This is a genomic window from Streptomyces sp. NPDC048415 (assembly GCF_040651675.1).
Lineage (GTDB): Bacteria > Actinomycetota > Actinomycetes > Streptomycetales > Streptomycetaceae > Streptomyces.
This window is the reverse complement of the sequence record NZ_JBEZKJ010000008.1, coordinates 46,959-64,811: the sequence shown is the minus strand read 5'-3', so window position 1 is coordinate 64,811 and position 17,853 is coordinate 46,959. Positions and strand designations below refer to the sequence as shown.

Annotated in this window: 20 protein-coding genes; 4 read left to right on the top strand and 16 right to left on the bottom strand. The window is 69.9% G+C overall.

Annotation, left to right across the window (positions count from 1 at the left end; genetic code table 11):
• Window positions 1-10: 10 nt before the first annotated feature.
• Genes AB0D27_RS08760 through AB0D27_RS08745 form a run of 4 tightly spaced genes read right to left on the bottom strand, consistent with a single transcriptional unit; the run spans window position 11 to window position 2,781 of the window.
• Complete coding sequence (locus AB0D27_RS08760; RefSeq protein WP_362504081.1) at window positions 11-1,474, bottom strand: aminotransferase class I/II-fold pyridoxal phosphate-dependent enzyme; 1,464 nt, start codon at window positions 1,472-1,474, stop codon at window positions 11-13.
• A gap of 24 nt (window positions 1,475-1,498) precedes the next feature.
• Window positions 1,499-1,699 (bottom strand): hypothetical protein, encoded by a 201-nt coding sequence (locus AB0D27_RS08755; protein ID WP_362504079.1) that lies wholly within the window; start codon window positions 1,697-1,699, stop codon window positions 1,499-1,501.
• 59 nt (window positions 1,700-1,758) lie between these two features.
• Window positions 1,759-2,136, bottom strand: coding sequence for a DUF6479 family protein (locus tag AB0D27_RS08750; RefSeq protein ID WP_362504076.1), 378 nt, complete (start codon window positions 2,134-2,136; stop codon window positions 1,759-1,761).
• A gap of 36 nt (window positions 2,137-2,172) precedes the next feature.
• Window positions 2,173-2,781 (bottom strand): flavodoxin family protein, encoded by a 609-nt coding sequence (locus tag AB0D27_RS08745; protein ID WP_362504343.1) that lies wholly within the window; start codon window positions 2,779-2,781, stop codon window positions 2,173-2,175.
• Between the two features lie 279 nt (window positions 2,782-3,060).
• Between AB0D27_RS08745 and ctaD the strand changes: the two genes are divergently transcribed.
• Window positions 3,061-4,734 (top strand): cytochrome c oxidase subunit I, encoded by a 1,674-nt coding sequence (gene ctaD, locus AB0D27_RS08740; protein ID WP_362504074.1) that lies wholly within the window; start codon window positions 3,061-3,063, stop codon window positions 4,732-4,734.
• Window positions 4,731-5,135, top strand: coding sequence for a cytochrome c oxidase subunit 4 (locus tag AB0D27_RS08735; protein WP_362504072.1), 405 nt, complete (start codon window positions 4,731-4,733; stop codon window positions 5,133-5,135). Before ctaD ends, AB0D27_RS08735 begins: the two co-directional genes overlap by 4 nt.
• On the opposite strand, the gene AB0D27_RS08730 is transcribed toward AB0D27_RS08735, so the two are convergent.
• On the bottom strand, window positions 5,053-6,540 hold the full coding sequence (locus AB0D27_RS08730) for a cytochrome bc complex cytochrome b subunit (protein ID WP_362504340.1): 1,488 nt from the start codon (window positions 6,538-6,540) through the stop codon (window positions 5,053-5,055). The two genes, AB0D27_RS08735 and AB0D27_RS08730, sit on opposite strands and share 83 nt — an antisense overlap.
• Before the next feature lie 395 nt (window positions 6,541-6,935).
• Between AB0D27_RS08730 and AB0D27_RS08725 the strand changes: the two genes are divergently transcribed.
• Window positions 6,936-7,235 carry an ANTAR domain-containing protein gene (locus tag AB0D27_RS08725; protein ID WP_362504069.1) on the top strand — a complete coding sequence of 100 codons (300 nt, stop codon included), beginning with the start codon at window positions 6,936-6,938 and terminating at the stop codon, window positions 7,233-7,235.
• An 18-nt stretch (window positions 7,236-7,253) separates the two neighbouring features.
• Here the strand turns inward: AB0D27_RS08725 and AB0D27_RS08720 are convergent, their stop codons facing one another.
• The 6 genes from AB0D27_RS08720 to AB0D27_RS08695 form a co-directional block, all read right to left on the bottom strand.
• A complete protein-coding gene (locus tag AB0D27_RS08720) occupies window positions 7,254-8,780 on the bottom strand; it encodes an FAD-dependent oxidoreductase (RefSeq protein ID WP_362504066.1) in 1,527 nt (508 codons plus the stop codon).
• A gap of 65 nt (window positions 8,781-8,845) precedes the next feature.
• Window positions 8,846-9,730: an SDR family oxidoreductase gene (locus AB0D27_RS08715; protein ID WP_362504064.1), complete on the bottom strand. Its 885-nt coding sequence runs from the start codon at window positions 9,728-9,730 to the stop codon at window positions 8,846-8,848.
• Window positions 9,727-10,797, bottom strand: a complete 1,071-nt coding sequence (locus AB0D27_RS08710) for an iron-containing redox enzyme family protein (protein WP_362504338.1) — start codon at window positions 10,795-10,797, stop codon at window positions 9,727-9,729. Before AB0D27_RS08710 ends, AB0D27_RS08715 begins: the two co-directional genes overlap by 4 nt.
• Complete coding sequence (locus tag AB0D27_RS08705; protein ID WP_362504061.1) at window positions 10,797-11,045, bottom strand: CDGSH iron-sulfur domain-containing protein; 249 nt, start codon at window positions 11,043-11,045, stop codon at window positions 10,797-10,799. The genes AB0D27_RS08710 and AB0D27_RS08705 overlap by 1 nt, the downstream gene beginning before the upstream one ends.
• The gene (locus AB0D27_RS08700; RefSeq protein WP_362504058.1) at window positions 11,029-11,706 is read right to left on the bottom strand and encodes a HemK2/MTQ2 family protein methyltransferase; all 678 of its coding nucleotides are present in this window, start codon (window positions 11,704-11,706) and stop codon (window positions 11,029-11,031) included. Before AB0D27_RS08700 ends, AB0D27_RS08705 begins: the two co-directional genes overlap by 17 nt.
• Window positions 11,707-11,909: 203 nt before the next feature.
• On the bottom strand, window positions 11,910-12,233 hold the full coding sequence (locus AB0D27_RS08695; RefSeq protein ID WP_362504055.1) for a helix-turn-helix domain-containing protein: 324 nt from the start codon (window positions 12,231-12,233) through the stop codon (window positions 11,910-11,912).
• A gap of 130 nt (window positions 12,234-12,363) precedes the next feature.
• Between AB0D27_RS08695 and AB0D27_RS08690 the strand changes: the two genes are divergently transcribed.
• Complete coding sequence (locus AB0D27_RS08690) at window positions 12,364-13,101, top strand: ANTAR domain-containing protein (RefSeq protein WP_362504052.1); 738 nt, start codon at window positions 12,364-12,366, stop codon at window positions 13,099-13,101.
• A 286-nt stretch (window positions 13,102-13,387) separates the two neighbouring features.
• Here the strand turns inward: AB0D27_RS08690 and AB0D27_RS08685 are convergent, their stop codons facing one another.
• The 5 genes from AB0D27_RS08685 to AB0D27_RS08665 all read right to left on the bottom strand — a co-directional run bounded on the left by AB0D27_RS08685 (window position 13,388) and on the right by AB0D27_RS08665 (window position 17,787).
• On the bottom strand, window positions 13,388-13,666 hold the full coding sequence (locus AB0D27_RS08685; RefSeq protein WP_362504049.1) for a hypothetical protein: 279 nt from the start codon (window positions 13,664-13,666) through the stop codon (window positions 13,388-13,390).
• Between the two features lie 56 nt (window positions 13,667-13,722).
• Window positions 13,723-13,956, bottom strand: a complete 234-nt coding sequence (locus AB0D27_RS08680) for a DUF6480 family protein (RefSeq protein WP_362504046.1) — start codon at window positions 13,954-13,956, stop codon at window positions 13,723-13,725.
• Between the two features lie 218 nt (window positions 13,957-14,174).
• Window positions 14,175-14,594, bottom strand: coding sequence for a CBS domain-containing protein (locus AB0D27_RS08675; RefSeq protein ID WP_362504043.1), 420 nt, complete (start codon window positions 14,592-14,594; stop codon window positions 14,175-14,177).
• A gap of 104 nt (window positions 14,595-14,698) precedes the next feature.
• Window positions 14,699-15,496 (bottom strand): VOC family protein, encoded by a 798-nt coding sequence (locus AB0D27_RS08670; RefSeq protein WP_362504040.1) that lies wholly within the window; start codon window positions 15,494-15,496, stop codon window positions 14,699-14,701.
• A gap of 35 nt (window positions 15,497-15,531) precedes the next feature.
• Window positions 15,532-17,787: a catalase gene (locus AB0D27_RS08665; RefSeq protein WP_362504037.1), complete on the bottom strand. Its 2,256-nt coding sequence runs from the start codon at window positions 17,785-17,787 to the stop codon at window positions 15,532-15,534.
• Window positions 17,788-17,853 lie beyond the last annotated feature (66 nt).

The following is a 17,853-nucleotide window of genomic DNA, read 5'->3' as shown; positions in this document are numbered from 1 at the left end:
GTGCGGCTGCTCAGTGAAGCACCCTGATCGTGCGCAGCTCCGGGTCGTCGGCGTCGGGAAGGTTCATGCCCGCGTGCAGACCGGTGCGCAGGTAGTCCAGCACGGGCTGGGTGAACCGCTCACCCGGCAGGACCGCCGGGATGCCCGGCGGATACGGGGTGATCATTTCGGCCGCGATCCGGCCCACCGCCCGCTCGATCGGCACGGCATCCGCGGGCCCGAAGTACGCCTCCCGGGGCCGGACGGCCTGCTCCATCCGCATCTCGTCCCCGGACGGTACGACGATGTCCGGCAGTCCGGCGGCCAGTTCGTCGGCGTGCTCGGCGAGGTCACGCAGGGCGTCGAGCAACGGGCCCGTGGTCTCCGGCGAGTCGGCGTGGGTGAGCTGGGCGCTGATGCGCCGGTGGTCGGCGAGATGCATGTCGACACGGTGCTCCCGGCGCAGCCAGTCGGCGGCACGGTAGCCGGTCGTGCCCAGGGAACTGACGTCGATGACCGTGGGCAGCGGATCGAAGTCCACCGACAGGCCCGTACCGACGAGGTCGTCGTAGCCGAGGACGTGCAGGCCCGGGATTTTCTCGATGTCGGTACGCACCTCCGCGGCGAGCCGGAGCGCGCCGTCCAGCAGCTCCTCGCCGTGCAGCACCATCTGGCGGCGCCAGGCGTCCAGGCCCGCGAAGATGGGAACGGAGGGGCTGGTGGTGCCGAACAGGTCGGCACGGGACTGCAGGGTCGTCGGTTCGATCAGCGGACCCTGGAGGTGGAAGACGGAACCCTGTTCCAGTCCGCTGCCCATCTTGTGGATGCTGGTCACGCACACGTCGGCGCCTGCGTCCATCGCCCAAGAGGGCAGAGCGGAGTGGAACGGCAGGTGTGCGCCCCATGCCTCGTCCACGAGAAGCGGCAGGTCATGCGCGTGGAAGAGTTCCGCGAGCCGGCCCAGGTCCGCGCAGCTGCCGTACGGGGTGGGGCTGGTGACCAGGGCTCCTCGCGCGTCGGGGTGGCGGGCGAGCGCCTCCTCGAAAGCCTCCGGGCCGGGGGCGTGGGCGAAGCGCTGTTCCGCGTCCCACTGGGGGTCGACCCAGACGGGTTCGATACCGGAGAGAATCAGGCCGGAGATCACCGACTTGTGGGCGTCGCGGCCGAGGATCAGCTGCTCGCCGGGTCCCGCGACCGCCAGCATGGCCGCCTTGACGGAGAGCGAGCTTCCGCAAGTGGTGAAGAAGGTGTGCTCGGCGTGGACAGCGTCCGCCATCAGCTCCTCGGCCCGCTTCAGGACGTTGCCCGTCATGCGCCGGTCGTCGAGACCACCGGAGGCGAGGAGGTCGGAACGGTATGTCGCCTCTCCGAGCAGCGCCCGGGCCCGCGGATCGGCGCCGCGTGCCTGTTTGTGTCCGGGCGGTGTGAAGGGCAGTTGGCCTTCGTCGTGATAGCGCCGCAGCGCTTCGAGGACGGGTGCCTGAGTGTGGTCCACGGAAAGGGTCCTTTGCCGGGCGGCTCAGTCGGAGGGGTGTCCCTTTACGGTCTTCCTGTTCGCACTCAGGCTCGGCGTGATCGGGTCGCCTGATCCTCCCGATGTGCCTTTCGCCGTGTCGGTGTCGTCCTCCTCGCCCTGCTGCTTCACCTCTTCCAGGACCTCGTCGGTGGCGGTGCTGGCCGGCTTCTTGCGCCGTAGCGGGCGCGGCAGAATGTTGCGCATGGGCGGCGGGTACCCGATGATCCCCGTTTCAGCCGGGACACACTCGCTTTCCCGACGGGTCATGTCCTGCCCGGTCCGCCGCTTCCAAAGGAACCGCTGGAACCAGGATCCCAGCGCGGTCGCTGCTGGTTCTCGGCACGTTTGCTTCCGGACGCGTGAAGATTCTGCGGCCTGAGCCGCTCGCTCTCGTCCGAAGCCCGCGGCACCTCGTCCGGCTCCCGGAATTCCCGGGTTTCCTGAACGGGCCCGGTCTCCGGCACCTCGGGATGTTCATGGCTCCCGGGAGGGACCGACTCACGCCGCCGCACCTTGATCCCCAGTCGGACCGCCCACACCAGCGCACCGGCGATGACGAGACCGCCGATGAAGGCCCCCAACGCGCCGATCGCCGCGTTCGACATGGCCATTTCGTAGTGCTGATACGCCGTAGTGATCATGGGCGCCGAGTACCCCACCTCCGAAACCGCTAATCCCTACTGCGGGGGAGCCTCCAGGGGGCGCGCCGCCAGTGCCTGGGCGACGCCGTACAGATTGGCCGCCATGGCCCGCCCCGTCCGGTGCGACCACTCACGGCCGCGCTCCTCTTCGAGGTAGTCGGGTCCGGGGCCGGGGCCCAGATGCCAGTACGTCCATGCCTGGCCCGGAATCGTGTAGCCGATGTCCGCGAGGGCGCCCGAGACCTCGCTGATCACATGGTGCGCGCCGTCCTCGTTCCCGGTGACGACCACACCGGCGACCCGGTTGTAGGCCACCGGCCGGTCCTCGTCGTCGGTCTCGGACAGCATGGCGTCCATCCGCTCCAGGACCCGCTGGGCGACGGACGACGGACGACCGAGCCAGGTCGGCGAGGCGATGACGAGGATTTCGGATCGGAGCAGCTTCTCGTGCACGCCCGGCCAGGCGTCACCCGCACGGATCGCGTCGCTGGTCACGCCCGGTGCGATGTCGAGGTCGACGGCCCGTACGACATCGACGATGACTCCCTCCTTCTCGAGCTGCTCGACCACGACGTGGGCCAGCGCCTCGGTGTTGGAGGGGTCCGGAGACGTCTTGAGTGTGCAGTTCAGTACGAGTGCCTTCATGCCGCCGCGGAGTACCCGCCCCGCGTCCACCGACACCACGGCCGCCGCCCCCGACGGACCCAGGGACCCCGGCCGCCGCCCGCCAGGGACCTCCGACGGCGGACAGGAGGGCGTGGCGAGGACGGACGCCGGGGCGGCGGCGGTAGCGTCGCCGGGCATACGGCCCGTTTCCCGCGGGACGGCCGGGGCACTCGCCAGGCGCTTTCCCGCGTCCGGCCGGCCTGTCTCCCGCGACACCGCCGGGCAGCCGGACGCCGGACGGGCCCGCGGAGGAGGACGATGACTGAACTGTCGGAACGAGACGACGTCGACCGGCGACAACCGCCCACCCACTCCTCCCTGGGCCGCACGCTGCTGCGTCTGGCCTCGACGACCGATCACAAGGTGATCGGCCGCCTCTACATGGTCACCGCTTTCTGTTTCTTCCTGTTCGCCGGCCTGCTGGCGCTGGCCATGCGGGCCGAACTCGCCCGCCCCGGGCTGCAGTTCATGAACGAACACACCTACAACCAGCTGTTCACCATCCACGGCACAATCATGATGCTGCTCTTCGCGACCCCGATGTTCGCCGGCTTCGCGAACGCGGTGATGCCCCTGCAGATCGGCGCGCCCGACGTGGCCTTCCCGCGCCTCAACGCCCTGTCGTACTGGATGTATCTGTTCGGCGGCCTGATGGTGGTGTCGGGCTTTGTGGTGCCGGGCGGCGCGGCGGCCTTCGGCTGGTTCGCCTACGCGCCCCTGAACAGCGCCTACCACTCCCCCGGCGCGGGAGGCGATCTGTGGGTGATGGGCCTGGTGGTGACCGGGGTGTCCACCACCCTCGGGGCGGTCAACTTCATCACCACGATCCTTTGTCTGCGCGCCCCCGGGCTGACGATGTTCCGGATGCCGATCTTCACCTGGAACGTGCTGTTCACCTCGATTCTGGTACTGCCCGCCTTCCCCGTCCTCACGGCGGCTCTGCTGGCCCTGGAAGCGGACCGGAAATTCGGCGCGCACGTCTTCGACGCGGCGAACGGCGGGGCCATCCTGTGGCAGCACATGTTCTGGTTCTTCGGGCATCCGGAGGTCTACATCGTGGCGTTGCCCTTCTTCGGGATCATCTCGGAGATCCTCCCGGTGTTCTCCCGCAAGCCCCTCTTCGGATATCTGCCGCTGATCGGCGCGACCATCGCCATCACCATGCTGTCGGCGGTTGTCTGGGCCCATCACATGTTCGCCACCGGCGCGGTGCTGCTGCCGTTCTTCTCCTTGATGTCGTTCCTGATCGCCGTCCCCACCGGCATCAAGTTCTTCGCGTGGATCGGCACGATGAACAAGGGGTCCCTCTCGTTCGAGACCCCGATGCTGTGGGCGCTCGGATTCCTGACGTCTTTTCTTCTCGGCGGCCTCAGCGGCGTCCTCATCGCCTCCCCGCCACTGGACTTCCATCTCACCGACTCGTACTTCATCGTGGCGCACCTGCATTACGTGCTCTTCGGCACCGTCGTCTTCGCGATGTTCGGCGGCTTCTATTTCTGGTGGCCCAAGTTCACCGGGAAAATGCTGGACGAGCGGCTCGGCAAGCTGCACTTCTGGCTGCTGTTCCCCGGATTTCAGCTGACCTTCCTGGTGCAGCACTGGCTCGGTGAGGAGGGAATGCCTCGCCGGTACGCGGACTACCTGCCCTCCGACGGCTTCACGACCCTCAACACCCTCTCGTCGACGGGCGCGTTCCTGCTCGGTGTCTCCACCCTGCCGTTCCTGTACAACGTCTGGCACACGGCACGGCACGGGCGGCGTGTGGACGTGGACGACCCCTGGGGTTTCGGGCGCGGACTGGAATGGGCGACGTCCTGCCCGCCGCCGCGCCACAACTTCCTCGCCCTTCCCCGGATCAGGTCGGAGTCGCCCGCCTTCGATCTGCACCACCCGCAGATCGTCAAGCAGGCGAAGGAGGAGGGACTGCGATGAAGGTCGAGGCCTTGCTCTTCGGTGGCGTCGCGGCGTTCTTCGCGAGTACCGCCGCCCTCTACGGCTGGTGGTCCGGCGGCGATCCGGCCGGCACGGCGGCCCTGGTGATCGCGTTCCTGATGGCCGCACTGATCTCGTTCTTCTGCGCGATGACCTATCGGCGCAGGGGACGACGCCCACAGGACCGTACCGATGCCGAAGTGGCCGACGGCGCCGGGCCCTTGGAGTTCTTCCCCGCGCACAGCCCGTGGCCGGTGATCACGGCCCTGGGCTTCGCCGTGCTGTGCATGGGTGTGGTCTACGGGCTGTGGCTGTTCCTCATCGGTGTCGGTGTGCTGGCGCGCGGTGTTCTGGGGATGGTGTTCCAGTACGTGGGCCGGGGCGCCGATCCGCGGCAGTGACCGCCTCCGGCGTTCTCGGTGCGCCCGGCCGGAAGTCCTCGACGGGGCGGTGGCTGCTCTCGTAGCCGCCTTCCACGGACTGCCGTACCTCGCCGGACTCCTCGCCCTCCTCCAGACGTTCCCGTTCGGCTTCCAGCAGGGCGTGGCACAGCCGCCGGGCGAGCATGAACGCCAGGACGGGCGCCACGACGAGGCCGATGCGCAGCACCCAGGTCAGTGTGTTCACCGAGATACGGAACGACTGCGCCACGACGTCGTTGCCCCCGGCCAGCAGGAGGACACCGTAGAAGGTGATGCCGGCGACGCCGAGTCCGGTACGGACGGGCCGTTCGCGCGGCCGGTCGCACAGGTGCTGTTCGTGGTGCCCCTCGCCCGTCAGCCGTTGCTCGACGAAGGGGTAGAGGTAGAGGACGGCGAAGAGCAGCGTGGGCAGGACCACGGCCGGCAGCAGGACGTTCCACATGATGGTGTGCCCGGCGATGTTCGTCTCCCAGGGCGGCACCAGCCGCAGGGAGCCCTCGAGGAAACCGACGTACCAGTCGGGCTGGGAGCCGGTGGACACCTGGTCCGGGCGGTAGGGGCCGTACGTCCACACCGGGTTGATCTGGCCGATACCGCCGAGCAGGGTCAGCACTCCGAAGACGATGAGGGAGAGGCCGACCGAGGAGACGGCGAACTGCGGGAAGAGCGGTTTGCCGACGACGTTCCTGTTGCTCCTGCCCGGTCCGCGCCACTGGGTGTGCTTGAGATAGAAGACCAGGATCAGATGCACGGTGACCAGAGCGATCAGCGCGCCGGGCAGCAGCAGGATGTGCAGGCCGTAGAGCCTGGGGATGATCTCATGCCCGGGAAACTCGCCGCCGAACACGAACATGCTCACATACGTGCCCACGATCGGGATGGACAGCATGATGCCCTGCGCGATCCGCAGCCCCGTACCGGAGAGCAGGTCGTCCGGCAGCGAATAGCCCGCGAAGCCCTCGGCGAGCGCGAGCACGAACAGTGTGAGACCGATGACCCAGTTCATCTCCCGGGGCCTGCGGAAGGCCCCGGTGAAGAAGATCCGCAGCATGTGCAGGCCGATGGCAGCGACGAAGACGAGCGCCGCCCAGTGATGCATCTGCCGGATGAGCAGACCGCCGCGGACGTCGAAGCTGATGTGGAGGGTGGAGTCGAAGGCCTCCGACATCCGCACGCCCCGCAGCGGCACGTACTGTCCCGCGTACGTCACTTCCCGCATCTCCGGCTTGAAGAACAGCGTCAGCCACACGCCGGTCAGCACCAGCACGATCAGACTGTAGAGCGCCAACTCGCCCAGGTAGAAGGACCAGTGGTCGGGGAAGGCCTTGCGGAGCAGCCTTCCGGCGCCGTCCGTCACCGGAAGCCGCGCGTCGACGGCGTCCACGAACCTCTCGCCAGGACCTCGCTCCGGGGCCTCGGAGGAGCTCGGATCCGGCCGCTCCGGCGCCGTCACGCGGCCTCCCGGGTGTCCTCGGGCTCCCCGCACCACTCCCGGCTCATGGACGCCTCCTCAATCCGGATTCGCTGATCCGCTCTGGCCATGCCTTGCCGCTGGGCCGCGGAGCGAGTACCCCAGCGGTGCGAAACACTCCCCCGGCCCGCACGCGGCACTCGTTCGGCTGCGGAGCGGCTCCCGTCGCGACGGCATGTCTTACCCCGAAGGCCTGGGGCAGGGACTGTAATGGCAACGGTGACACCGGGTTCCCCCAGACTTCGGAGGCGATGTTGACGCCGGACACGAGCCGACAGGAAGACGCTCCGAATCCGTTGGAACAGGTCGTGACCAAGGTCGTGGCCTTGGAGGACGAGAACCTCCAGCTCAAGCACGCTGTGCACGCGCACGCCACGGTGGATCAGGCGATAGGAGTCATCCTCGCCCTGGGCGGCCTGACGCCCGATGAGGGCTGGGACGTCCTGCGGAGCATCTCCCAGCGGACCAACATCAAGCTGCGGCATGTGGCCGAGCTGATCATCGAGTGGGCGCGCACGGGCGATCTGTGCAGCGACATCCGGCGCGAACTCGAACAGCATCTCGGCCTCGGCACACGCGCCGTGCGGGATGACGGCCAGGACACCTGACCGCGCACCGCGTCCGCGTCAGATGTCTCGGCGCTCGAGCGGCCGGGTCGCCGGTCCCTGGAGGATCTCTCCGTCCGGCCCGAAGCGCGAGCCGTGGCAGGGGCACTCCCAGGCTCGTTCCGTCCGGTTGAAGGCGACCAGACAGCCCAGATGCGTACACCTCGCGGAGACGGCGTGCACACCGCCGTCCTCGTCGCGGTAGACCGCGCAGCGGCGGCCGTCGACCCGGACGACCGCGCCGTCTCCGGCGGCGATCCGGTCCAGGGAGACATCCGAGGACGAGGAGAGCCGGTCGCCGATGAAGTGCCGGGCGACTTGGGCCTGGTGTTTGAGGAAGGCCGGCGCCTCACGCACCGCGGTGCGCACCCGGCGGGGGTCGTACAGGCCGCTCCACGGCGGCTCGCGGCCGTCGATCAGGTCCGCGAGGAGACGGCCCGCCATGATGCCGCCGCTCAGGCCCCAGCCGCCGAAGCCGGTGGCGACGTACGTATGCCGGCTCGCCGCGTGCAGCGGACCGACGAGGGGTACGGAGTCGGTGGAGTCGTTGTCCTGCGTGGCCCACCGGTGGGTGAAGGTCAGCTGCCCGAAGTGCCCGGTTGCCCAGTCGGCGAGCCGTTCGAAGCGCTCCCCCGCGTCGCCGGTGCCGGGGGTGAAGTGCTCGCCGGTGACGATCAGCAGGCGCCCGCCGTCCTGGTAGGGGGCCGTGCGCAGCGAGCGGGTGCCCTGTTCGGGGGTGATGAACATGCCGCGCGGGGCGAGGCCGGAGGGAACGGGCGCGGCCAGGACCAGTTCGCGGCGGGGGGACAGCCGGGTGAAGAGCAGCGCCCGGTCGAAGATCGGGTAGTGCGTGGCGACGACCACGTCCGCGGCTGTCACCGTCGCTCCCGCCTCGGTCGTGAGGCGACAGGGTTCCCCCTCCTTGAGGCCTTCGACCCGGGTGCGCTCGTGGATCAGCGCGCCCTGAGCGCGCAGGTCGTCGGCGAGCGCGAGGAGATACTTGCGCGGATGGAACTGGGCCTGCTCCGCGACGCGGACCGCCCCGGCGACGGGGAACGGCAGCCCCGTCTCGGTCACGAACTCGGCGGGCAGACCGGCCTCCCGAGCGGCGTCCGCCTCGGCCCTCAACTCGTCGACGCGCGCGCCTTCTTGGGCAAAGGTGAAGGCCTCGGTGTCCTCCCAGTCGCAGTCGATGCCCAGTTCGTCCGCCACTGCGGCGGCATGCTGGATCGCCTCGGTCTGTGAACGTGCGTACAGCTTCGCGCCCTCGCTGCCCCGGGTACGCCGCAGCCGGTCGTAGATGAGGGTGTGCAGAGCGCTCAGCTTGGCGGTGGTGTGCCCGGTGACGCCCGCGGCGATCCGGTCCGCCTCCAGTACCGCCACGCTGCGGCCGCTACGCGCCAGCTCCCACGCGGCGCTGAGACCGGCGATTCCCGCCCCGATCACGGCCACGTCGACGGTGACGTCGGTGCCCAGGGGCGGGTGAAGGCTTCCCGGGGGCGCCGTCTCCATCCAGTACGACATCTGCTCGCCCGCGTTGTTGTCCATGCGGCCCGAGTGCCCCGCGCCGGTGCGACGAAGCGCCTCGGCCCGCCGAACCGATGCGGGGTGAGTCAGGGCAGCGGTGTGCCGCCGGTGGCGTTCAGGATCTCCGCGGTGATGAAGCTCGCCCGCTGGGATGCGAGGAAGACGTAGGCAGGGGCCATTTCGGCGGGCTGCGCGGGCCGTCCCAGCGGCGCCTGCTTGCCGAACTCGGTGGTGTCCGGCAGCGTCGCGGGGATCAGGGGGGTCCAGACGGGGCCCGGCGCCACCGCGTTGACGCGGATGCCGTCGGAGGCGAGCATCTGCGCCAGCCCCTGGGTGAAGGTGACGATGGCGCCCTTGGTCATGGCGTAGTCGAGGAGGTGCGGGCTCGGCTTGTAGGCCTGCACGGACGTCGTGTTGATGATCGAGCCGCCGGCCGGAATGTGCGGAAGAGCCATCTTGCACAGCCAGAACATGCCGTAGAGGTTCGTGTGCAGAACGCGGTCGAACTGCTCGGTCGAGATGGCACCGATTCCGTCCGGCTGTGACATCTGGTAGGCGGCGTTGTTGACCAGGATGTCGATGCGGCCGAACTCCGCCACCGCGCGTTCGACGAGCCGGCGGCACTGTTCTTCGTCGCGGATGTCGCAGGCCACCGCGATCGCCTTGCGGCCGGCGTCCTCGACGAGCCGGGAGGTCTCGCGGGCTTCGTCGGCCTCCTCGGGCAGATGGGTGAACAGGACGTCCGCGCCCTCGCGCGCGTAGGCCAGCGCCACGGCCCGGCCGATGCCGGAGTCGCCGCCCGTCAGAACCGTCTTCCGGTCCGTCAGCAGACCACTGCCCTGGTAGGACTCCTCGCCGTGGTCCGGCGGCGGGTCCATGGGGCCGGTCCATCCCGGGTGCTGCTGGTCCTGCTGCGGAAAGTCCGGCCTGGGGTGCTGTTCGACGGGGTTCTGCTGTCCGGTGTCCTTCATGTGTGCTGCCTTTCTCGCTCGGTGGAGGAGTGCGGCCGCTCGACGCGGGCCGCCACGGCCGAGGTGGTGCGCAGCGCGCAACGGCCATCCCGCCACGCTTCGAGGAGCCGGCGGCCGAGGCGCTCTTCCAGCAGGCTGGTCGCCTGGATACCGAAGACGACGTCGGCCTCGAGCCAGGGTTCGCTCTCCAGCAGACCTCCGATCACGTCATGGCGTACGACCTGCTCGTGTACGGCGTCCGCCTCCACGTGCTCGTCGTAGAACCGGACGGCGGCCGGTCCGGCGCCGACGCGGCGCAGGGCCTCGGCCAGTCGGCGTGAGCCCGGGGACGAGGTCACCTCGACTGCGGCGAAGTGGCCGACGAGCGCGCCGCGCAGGGCCCGGTGCAGGCCCAGCAGGGACATCAGGTTCACGGGGGCGAGGGCCTCGGCCGGGGCGGAGTCCAGGTAGGCCCCGTAGGCGGTGTCCAGGCCGAGGTCGTCCATCAGATCGGCGAACAGCCGGGCATGGATCTCCTCCGCGCGCCCGGCGCCGAACTCGTCGAACTCCACTGCCACCATGGCCGCTTTGGCGCGCCCGAAGAGCCGGGGGATCACCCAGGCGTGCGGGTCCGCCTCCTTGAGGTGGTAGAGCGAGCGCAGCGCCGCGTACTCCTCGAGGTGCCGTGGTTCGCCCTCGCGCCGCAGATAGTGGGTGACGCTCGTGCCGTCGTCGCCGACCGGTTCGGCGAGGAGGTCGTCGAGCGCGCGCCGCACCGGGACGGGCCCGGGAACATCGGCCCGCAGCGCGCCGAGGAAACGCTGTTCGAGGGCGCGGCGCGGACGGAGGAGGTCCGGGTCCCACTCACGGTCGTCGTCCACGCCGTCGAAGCCCTGGTAGTGCAGCTCGTACAGGACGTACAGGGCGAGCTGGAGATCCGCTCCGTAGGGATCGGCGTGGGCGGCCTCGGATTCGTTCCAGGAGGGCGGATCCGCGCGGCGCAACGCGGCTATGACACCCGAGGAGAGCGGTCCGCGCGCTGTGGGCAGGGGCGGCCTGGCCGACCGCGGTTCACGGCGAGCCGACATCATGCGTTCCCTTCCGTATCGGGCGTCCGGTCGGACGGTGAATCGGCCGCCGGGTTCCGGCGCCGGCGGTGGCTGGTGTCGCACCAGGGGTAAGTGCGGCTGCGCCGGCAGGTGCACAGGGCGACGGTGAACCGTCGGGAGACGTGCACGCTGCCGTCGTCGCCGATCACTTCGACCGGGCCTTCGACGAGCAGCGGACCGTTGCGCTCCATCCGGACGCGGCGCGGACGCTCAGGCGTTTTCGGCACGGACGACCACCAGCTCCTCCAGCGTTGTGGTGGCGGGCAGGCCCTGGGCGCGCAGCCACGCCAGTCGGGACCGCAGTACCCGTCCGAACGGAATCAACGCCCGCTCGGTCACCGAGGCGCTCAGCCCCGCGCACGTCAGACGCTCCAGCGTGGCCTCGACGTCGCACAGGCCGGAGTGCACGACGAGGAGGACGCCCGACGGCCGCAGCACCGCGGGGGCGGCGGCACAGATACGGTCCAGGAGCAGTCGTCCGTCCGGCCCCGCGTCCCAGGAACGGGCCGCGCCTTTCGGCGGCCACTTGTCCGGCGAGGGCACGTACGGCGGATTGCTCACCACCAGGTCGAAGGACCGGCCCGGCACGGCGGAGACGAGGTCGCCGCGGCGCACGGTGATGTTCTGACGGCGGATCATCGCGTTGAGGCGCGCGGTCGCCACCGCCCGCCAGGAGATGTCGACCGCGGTGACGCGGGCACCGAGGCGCGCCGCCTCCACGGCGAGGGCTCCGCTGCCCGTGCCGAGGTCGAGCACTTCCGTGCCGGGGCCGATGTCCTCGCGCCGCATGGCCTCGGTCAGCAGGCGGGTGTCGTCCTGGGGCTCGTAGACACCCGGCAGCGTTCGCAGATTCGGCGATGCGGACGGTGGACGGGTCTCGGTGGTCATCGGGCTCCTCCGTAGCGGGGCGGACCACGAGACCCCGTACGACGGAAGAGGTGTCTGCCGTGCCAGGTGCTCCACCGGCGACCGCCGGGAGCACGTCAGGTCGCTCAGGGCCCATGGGTCTCGTGTGTGTCTCCGTTCCCAGTCCCCTGTAACGGAAGATCCACACTTGTCCACGTGCGCCCGCGAAGGGCGCTGCTGGAGCCCTACGAACTTCCGCGCCGCTCGCCCTCGTCGTGCTGGGCGAGGAGGGACAACAGGCCCTCCACGGCCAGCCCGGCCTCGGCCGGATGCCGCAGGATGGTGCCCTCTTCGATGCGGTACGCGTTCGAACGGCCCTGACGGGTGTGGGTGAGGTACCCGTCCTGCTCCAGGTCTGAAATGATCTTCTGAACGGCGCGCTCGGTGAGCCGGCAGCGCGCGGCTATGTCGCGGATACGGGTGCCCGGATCGTCGGCGATGGCGGCCAGCACCCGTGCATGGTTGGTGAGAAATGTCCAACCCGTCTGCATCTCAGGTACGGCGCCCATGTTTCGAGGGTACGACGGGGCGTTCACGTATACAAAAGGGTGAAAGGCATTTCATGCATCTCTTGACCTACGACGTGCGGAGGTTGACGCTGGAGGAACAGAAATGGCGCCTGCCTCAGGAGGGGCCGCCATGCGAGAACAGGTACTTTCCCCGCAGCTCGAGGGCGGGGCCGACGTCGCTTTCGCGGCCCCGGCCGGCTCGGCAAGGGGCCACTCCTCGACCCTGTTGAAAATCGACACGCATCCCGCCGGTGACCGCGTCGTCGTGGTCGCCGTCGGCGAGATCGACATCGACACCGACCAAGTACTGCAGCACGGCCTGCGCGAAGCCCTGACGCGTTCGGTCAGGGGCGTGGACCTCGACCTGTCCGGGGTGGAGTTCTGCGACTGCTCCGGGCTCAACGTCCTGCTGCACATCCGTGGGCTCGCCCTGGAAAACGCCAAGACACTGAACATCCGGTCCGTCGGCCCAGCGGTCGCCAGACTGCTCGCCCTCACCCACACGTCGTCGCTGTTCGCCTTCGTGCCTGCCTCCACCGCGCACGACGCTGCCCCGGAGGACGCGTTGCGCGAGGACGCCGAGGATGATCTGCGGATCGAAGTCGTCCAGCTCAAGCGGGCCATGCAGACCCGGCCGGTCATCGACATGGCTCGTGGCGTCCTGATGGCGTCCTTCGGTCTGAATGCCACGGACGCCTGGAGCGTCCTGGTCGCGGTCTCACAGCACACCAACATCAAACTCCACCACCTGGCCCAGGACCTCGTGTCCGCGGTCACCGGAGCACCCCTGCCCGATCCGCTGCGGCAGCACCTCGCCGCGGCGGTGACCGAAGTCGTCGGTCCGCGGGCTCGGTGTCCTGGAACGTGAGTCGAGACATCAATCCTCACCGACCTCTCTTCGACCAGGCCGCGGCGGCACTGCTCGACCTGACGAAGGACCAGTTCGCGCAAAAAGCCGCCCGGCAGCGAACCGAGGTCCGTTGACTCGAGCACCTCTACCGGGCGGGGCGGCCCGCTGTCCGGGTCAGGGGCCGGACCGTGATCCTCGTCGACGACGCCCTGGCCACCGGCGTCACCGCCCGGACGGCCCGGCCCTCCACCAGCTGCGCCGTCAGGGTTCGGCCAACGTGGTGTGAGCGCAGGCGTCCCCGCGCCTACGTCGCTGTCTCGTGAGGTCCGCCGACGCGGGCGTCGTAGGCCCGTGGGCCCCTGTGGTGGTGGCGTACCGTCGCGCGCATCGCCGCGGCCAGCCCCAGGCAGAAGATGAGGGCCAGGGCCAGACCGGCGCTGAAGATGGCGAGCGTGTTCATGGTCGCGATGGGGTGGTCGAGCATCGACACGGTGTACTCGGGGCCGCCGGACAGGTTGCCGGCGATCACCAGGCCGGTGAAGGCGCCGGTGGCCGCGAGGAGGATCAGTCCGATGAACAGCATCCCAGTCATCTCCTCAGGGGTGGTTCTCCGTACGGGTGCCCGTGCGGCTCGCGGTCTCACCGGGCCAGCACGAGCGCGAAGGCGAGGAAGAACGCCGCGCAGAGCACGACGACGATGATGATGAGCGTCAGGGGGCCCTTGGCCCATCCCTTCGGCGGGTTGTACGTCTCCTGCGGACCGGCCCACGGTGTGCTGCCTTCCGCCGGCGGGGTCTCACCGGGCGGAACGCCTCCGCCGGGTTCAAGACCTGGGGTGGTGAAGGGGTCCGGGTCGGGGTTCTTCTCGTTCATGGCTCATCCCTCTCTCCGCACGTCCGGGATGCAGACGAATGCGCTGGTGCGCTTGGGGGCCGAGTTGCCTGGCGGCCCTGTCTCAAACGGCGCCCCGCACGACGGTGAATGCCGCGCGTCGCCGGGGCGGTGGATGTGCCGGGGCAGAGAGCGACCCCGCCCAGTTGCCCGAGCGGGGTCACCGAAACGCGCGGCCTGGAGCCGTGCGGCGGACCTGCCTACGTGTTGGACTTCGCCGCGCTGATGTCACCGAGCGCCGACTCCGGGTCGCGTTCCATGGCCATGTCGCCGAGGGAGACGATGCCCACGGGGTGACCGTCGTCGACGACCGGGATACGGCGGATCGAGTGCTCGCGCATCAACTCCACCGCGTGGTCCAGATCCTCGTCGGGGCTCACGGTGACCAGGTCCTCACTGCACGCCTTGGCCACGGTGGTCTGCTCGGGGTCGCCGCCCTCCGCGAGAGCGCGTACCACCAGGTCGCGGTCACTGACCAGGCCGCGCAGCCGGTCGTCCTCGGTCACCAGGACGGCTCCGATGTTCTGATCGCGCATCAGCCGGGCCACCGCCGTCACCGAAGTCTGAGGTTCCACGGTCACGGGAGAACCGGTCATGATGTCGCGTACGTGCTGGGCCATGGCCTTCCCCTTTCCTGGGTTCGGCGGCGCCGGTCACCGCCCTTCGGCCGCCGGGTACCCGATGAGGACGGCTCTGCACGTCGGGCGGCCCCTTGCCGCCACGCTCAGTGTGGCGCTCGCGCCGTCACCGTGAAGCACGCCCCGTCGGGATCGAGCAGGACCGCTTCGGCGCCATCCGTTCCTTCGTCCGACACCCCGCCGCCGTGGGCTCGCGCGGCCCGGACACAGGCGTCCACGTCGGAGACCGCGAAGTGGATCCGCCAGTGCGGCCCGACGGCGCGGCCGCACGCCGTCTTCGGGACGCCCGAGTGGATCCGGGCCACCACATCGCCCCGGCTGAGCAGGAGGACCTCGTCCCCGTCGTAGTCGACCTCGCAACAACCGGGGCGCCCGGACGCCCACTCCAGGACCTCGCCGTAGAACATCGCGGCGTCGAAGGCATCGCGGGTGTGCAGCCGTACGAAGACGGGTGCCGCGCGGCGCCACTCCTCCCAGCCGGCCACCAGTTCGCCCTCCCAGACGCCGAAGACCGCTCCGTTCCGGTCGGCGAGCAGCGCGGCCCGGCCCGGCGGCAGCGAGATCGGCCCGACGGCGGTCGTCCCGCCGCGCTCGCGGCTGCGGGCCACGGCCTCGTCGGCGCTGGTCACCGCGAAGTACGGGGTCCAGGCGGCGGCCGTCGGCTGGGAGGCGACCGCCGCGACTCCCGCGACCGGCACCCCGTCCACCTGCGCGACGCGGAACTGTTCGCCGAGCCGGCTCGCGCGCCACTCCCAGCCGAGCACCGCGTGGTAGAAGTCCTGCGCGGCCGTCAGATCACGCGTGGTCAGGCTGACCCAGCACGGCGCGCCGAACACCGACTGGCTGGAGACAACCTCGCCCGGGAGTGTGCTGTCGCTGCTCATCGCCGTACCGTTCCGGTAGTCGCCGACCGCGAGGGTCAGAGGTGGGTCGCGAATCGATTCCAGACCCGGTGCTCGCCCAGCAGCCCGGTGATCTGTTCCAAAGCGCTCGACCCGCTGTCCGCGGTCACCACGCCGGCGGCGTCGGCGGGGATGCCCGCCCTCGCCAGGGCGGACTCCGCACCGGCCCAGCCACCGATCGCCTTGCCGTGCCGGAAGGCCTCGGCCAGCATCAGCGCGACCCTGGGATCCGTCGTCCCGTCGGCTCCCGTGTCCCCGGCCTTGGCGTCCCGCGCGCCGTACGCGTCGGCGCCGGGTCCCGGGGCACCCGCGAGCAGGACGGCGTCGTACTCGATGGAACGGGCCGTGGCGAAAGTGCGCTGCACGGCGAGTGGCTCGCCGTCCGCGTCGAGTTTCCCGCCGGACGGGGCAATGATCAGGGGGACCATTCCGGCCCGCAGAATCGTCTCGCGGACGGTGCGTACGCCCTCGAGATCGCCGTCCTCGTCGGTGACGATGCCGATGACGCGACCGTCCAGCGGCCAGGTCCCGCCGACCTGCGAGAGGGCGGGGCTCGGGTCGGGGGTGGTCAGCGGGGCGGTGGCCTCGGGTGCGGGAAGGCCGAGCCCGGTGGCGACCTGCTCGCACAGCTCGGGGTCGATGTTGGCGAGCACCTGAAGTGCCCGCTCCCTGATCGCCGGCTCGTAGCACTTGTTCAGTTCGAAGGTGTACGCCCCTACGATGTGCTCCCGCTCCACCGGCGTCATGCTGAGCCAGAACAGTCGCGGCTGGCTGAAGTGGTCCGCGAACGAGGTGGGGGCATCCCTGACCTTGGTCGCTTCGGGCACCTGAACGGGCGTCTCGATGTACGCCCCGGTGTCCGCGCCCGCCAGGAAGGGGCAGCCGCCGTCGAGGGAGTTGGGCCGGTAGGGCGCCACGCCTGTGTGGACGGCCGTCTGGTGCATGCCGTCCCGCAGCATGTCGTTGACCGGCGCGTGTGTGCGGTTGATCGGGAGCTGCGCGAAGTTCGGCCCGCCCAGTCGGCTGATCTGGGTGTCCAGGTAGGAGAAGAGCCGGCCGGCCAGCAGCGGGTCGTCGGTGATGTCGATGCCGGGGACCAGGTGGCCGGGGTGGAAGGCGACCTGTTCGGTCTCGGCGAAGTAGTTGGACGGGTTGGCGTTCAGCGTGAGCAGGCCGACCGGCTGCACGGGCGCCAGCTCTTCCGGGACGATGTTGGTCGGGTCCAGTAGGTCGATGCCCTCGAAGGTCTGCTCGGCCGTGTCCGGGAAGGTCTGGATGCCGAGCTCCCACTGCGGGTACGCGCCCGCCTCGATGGCGTCGGCCAGGTCGCGCCGGTGGAAGTCCGGGTCCATGCCGTTGATGAGCTGGGCTTCCTCCCACACCAGCGAGTGGACGCCGAGCTTCGGCTTCCAGTGGAACTTCACCAGCGTGGTGGCACCCTCGGCGTTCACCAGGCGGAAGGTGTGTATGCCGAAGCCCTCCATCATGCGGAACGACCGCGGGATGCCCCGGTCGGACATGTTCCACAGCGTGTGATGGGTGGCCTCCGTGTGCAGGGTGACGAAGTCCCAGAAGGTGTCGTGGGCGCTCTGCGCCTGGGGGATCTCCCGGTCGGGGTGCGGCTTTCCGGCATGGATGACGTCCGGGAACTTGATCGCGTCCTGGATGAAGAAGACCGGGATGTTGTTGCCGACCAGGTCGAAGGTGCCCTCGCTGGTGTAGAACTTCGTGGCGAAACCGCGGGTGTCGCGCACGGTGTCGGAGGAGCCGCGAGAGCCGAGGACGGTGGAGAACCGTACGAATACGGGCGTCTCGATGTCCCTGCCCAGGAAGGCCGCCTTGGTGACCCCGTCGGCCGTGCCGTAGCCCTGGAACACGCCGTGGGCGGCGGCGCCGCGGGCGTGCACGACGCGCTCGGGGATGCGCTCGTGGTCGAAGTGGGTGATCTTCTCCCGCAGATGATGGTCCTGGAGCAGGACGGGGCCGCGGTCGCCGGCCTTCAGGGAGTGGTCGGTGTCGTAGAGACGGTTTCCCTGAGCGGTGGTCAGACGGGCGCTGCTCTGCGCCCTCACTGCCGGGTCCGCGCCGGTGGGGCCGACGTTCTCCGGGGCACCTTGATCGGGCTTGGCCGCCAGCGGGTCGCGGGGTTCGGTGGGCTCGGCGACCGGCGGTGCCTGGACCGCGGGCCGGCCCGGTACGCCGTCCGCCGGGCCGTCGCGCAACGCGTCGGCGATCTTCTGGGCGGCGTCCTTCACGGGGTTCTTGTCAGTCATCGCGTTTTCCTGCCGTCGGGGGCTTCGCTGGGTACCCGCGCCCCCGCGCACCGAACCGCCCTCCGC

Excerpts from the sequence above, each read along its gene's own strand:
- AB0D27_RS08755 (WP_362504079.1), bottom strand. The coding sequence starts at position 1,699 with ATGCGCAACATTCTGCCGCGCCCGCTACGGCGCAAGAAGCCGGCCAGC.
- AB0D27_RS08750 (WP_362504076.1), bottom strand. The coding sequence starts at position 2,136 with ATGATCACTACGGCGTATCAGCACTACGAAATGGCCATGTCGAACGCG.
- AB0D27_RS08745 (WP_362504343.1), bottom strand. The coding sequence starts at position 2,781 with ATGAAGGCACTCGTACTGAACTGCACACTCAAGACGTCTCCGGACCCC.
- ctaD (WP_362504074.1), top strand. The coding sequence starts at position 3,061 with ATGACTGAACTGTCGGAACGAGACGACGTCGACCGGCGACAACCGCCC.
- AB0D27_RS08735 (WP_362504072.1), top strand. The coding sequence starts at position 4,731 with ATGAAGGTCGAGGCCTTGCTCTTCGGTGGCGTCGCGGCGTTCTTCGCG.
- AB0D27_RS08720 (WP_362504066.1), bottom strand. The coding sequence starts at position 8,780 with ATGGACAACAACGCGGGCGAGCAGATGTCGTACTGGATGGAGACGGCG.
- AB0D27_RS08715 (WP_362504064.1), bottom strand. The coding sequence starts at position 9,730 with ATGAAGGACACCGGACAGCAGAACCCCGTCGAACAGCACCCCAGGCCG.
- AB0D27_RS08710 (WP_362504338.1), bottom strand. The coding sequence starts at position 10,797 with ATGTCGGCTCGCCGTGAACCGCGGTCGGCCAGGCCGCCCCTGCCCACA.
- AB0D27_RS08700 (WP_362504058.1), bottom strand. The coding sequence starts at position 11,706 with ATGACCACCGAGACCCGTCCACCGTCCGCATCGCCGAATCTGCGAACG.
- AB0D27_RS08695 (WP_362504055.1), bottom strand. The coding sequence starts at position 12,233 with ATGGGCGCCGTACCTGAGATGCAGACGGGTTGGACATTTCTCACCAAC.
- AB0D27_RS08690 (WP_362504052.1), top strand. The coding sequence starts at position 12,364 with ATGCGAGAACAGGTACTTTCCCCGCAGCTCGAGGGCGGGGCCGACGTC.
- AB0D27_RS08685 (WP_362504049.1), bottom strand. The coding sequence starts at position 13,666 with ATGCTGTTCATCGGACTGATCCTCCTCGCGGCCACCGGCGCCTTCACC.
- AB0D27_RS08680 (WP_362504046.1), bottom strand. The coding sequence starts at position 13,956 with ATGAACGAGAAGAACCCCGACCCGGACCCCTTCACCACCCCAGGTCTT.
- AB0D27_RS08675 (WP_362504043.1), bottom strand. The coding sequence starts at position 14,594 with ATGGCCCAGCACGTACGCGACATCATGACCGGTTCTCCCGTGACCGTG.
- AB0D27_RS08670 (WP_362504040.1), bottom strand. The coding sequence starts at position 15,496 with ATGAGCAGCGACAGCACACTCCCGGGCGAGGTTGTCTCCAGCCAGTCG.
- AB0D27_RS08665 (WP_362504037.1), bottom strand. The coding sequence starts at position 17,787 with ATGACTGACAAGAACCCCGTGAAGGACGCCGCCCAGAAGATCGCCGAC.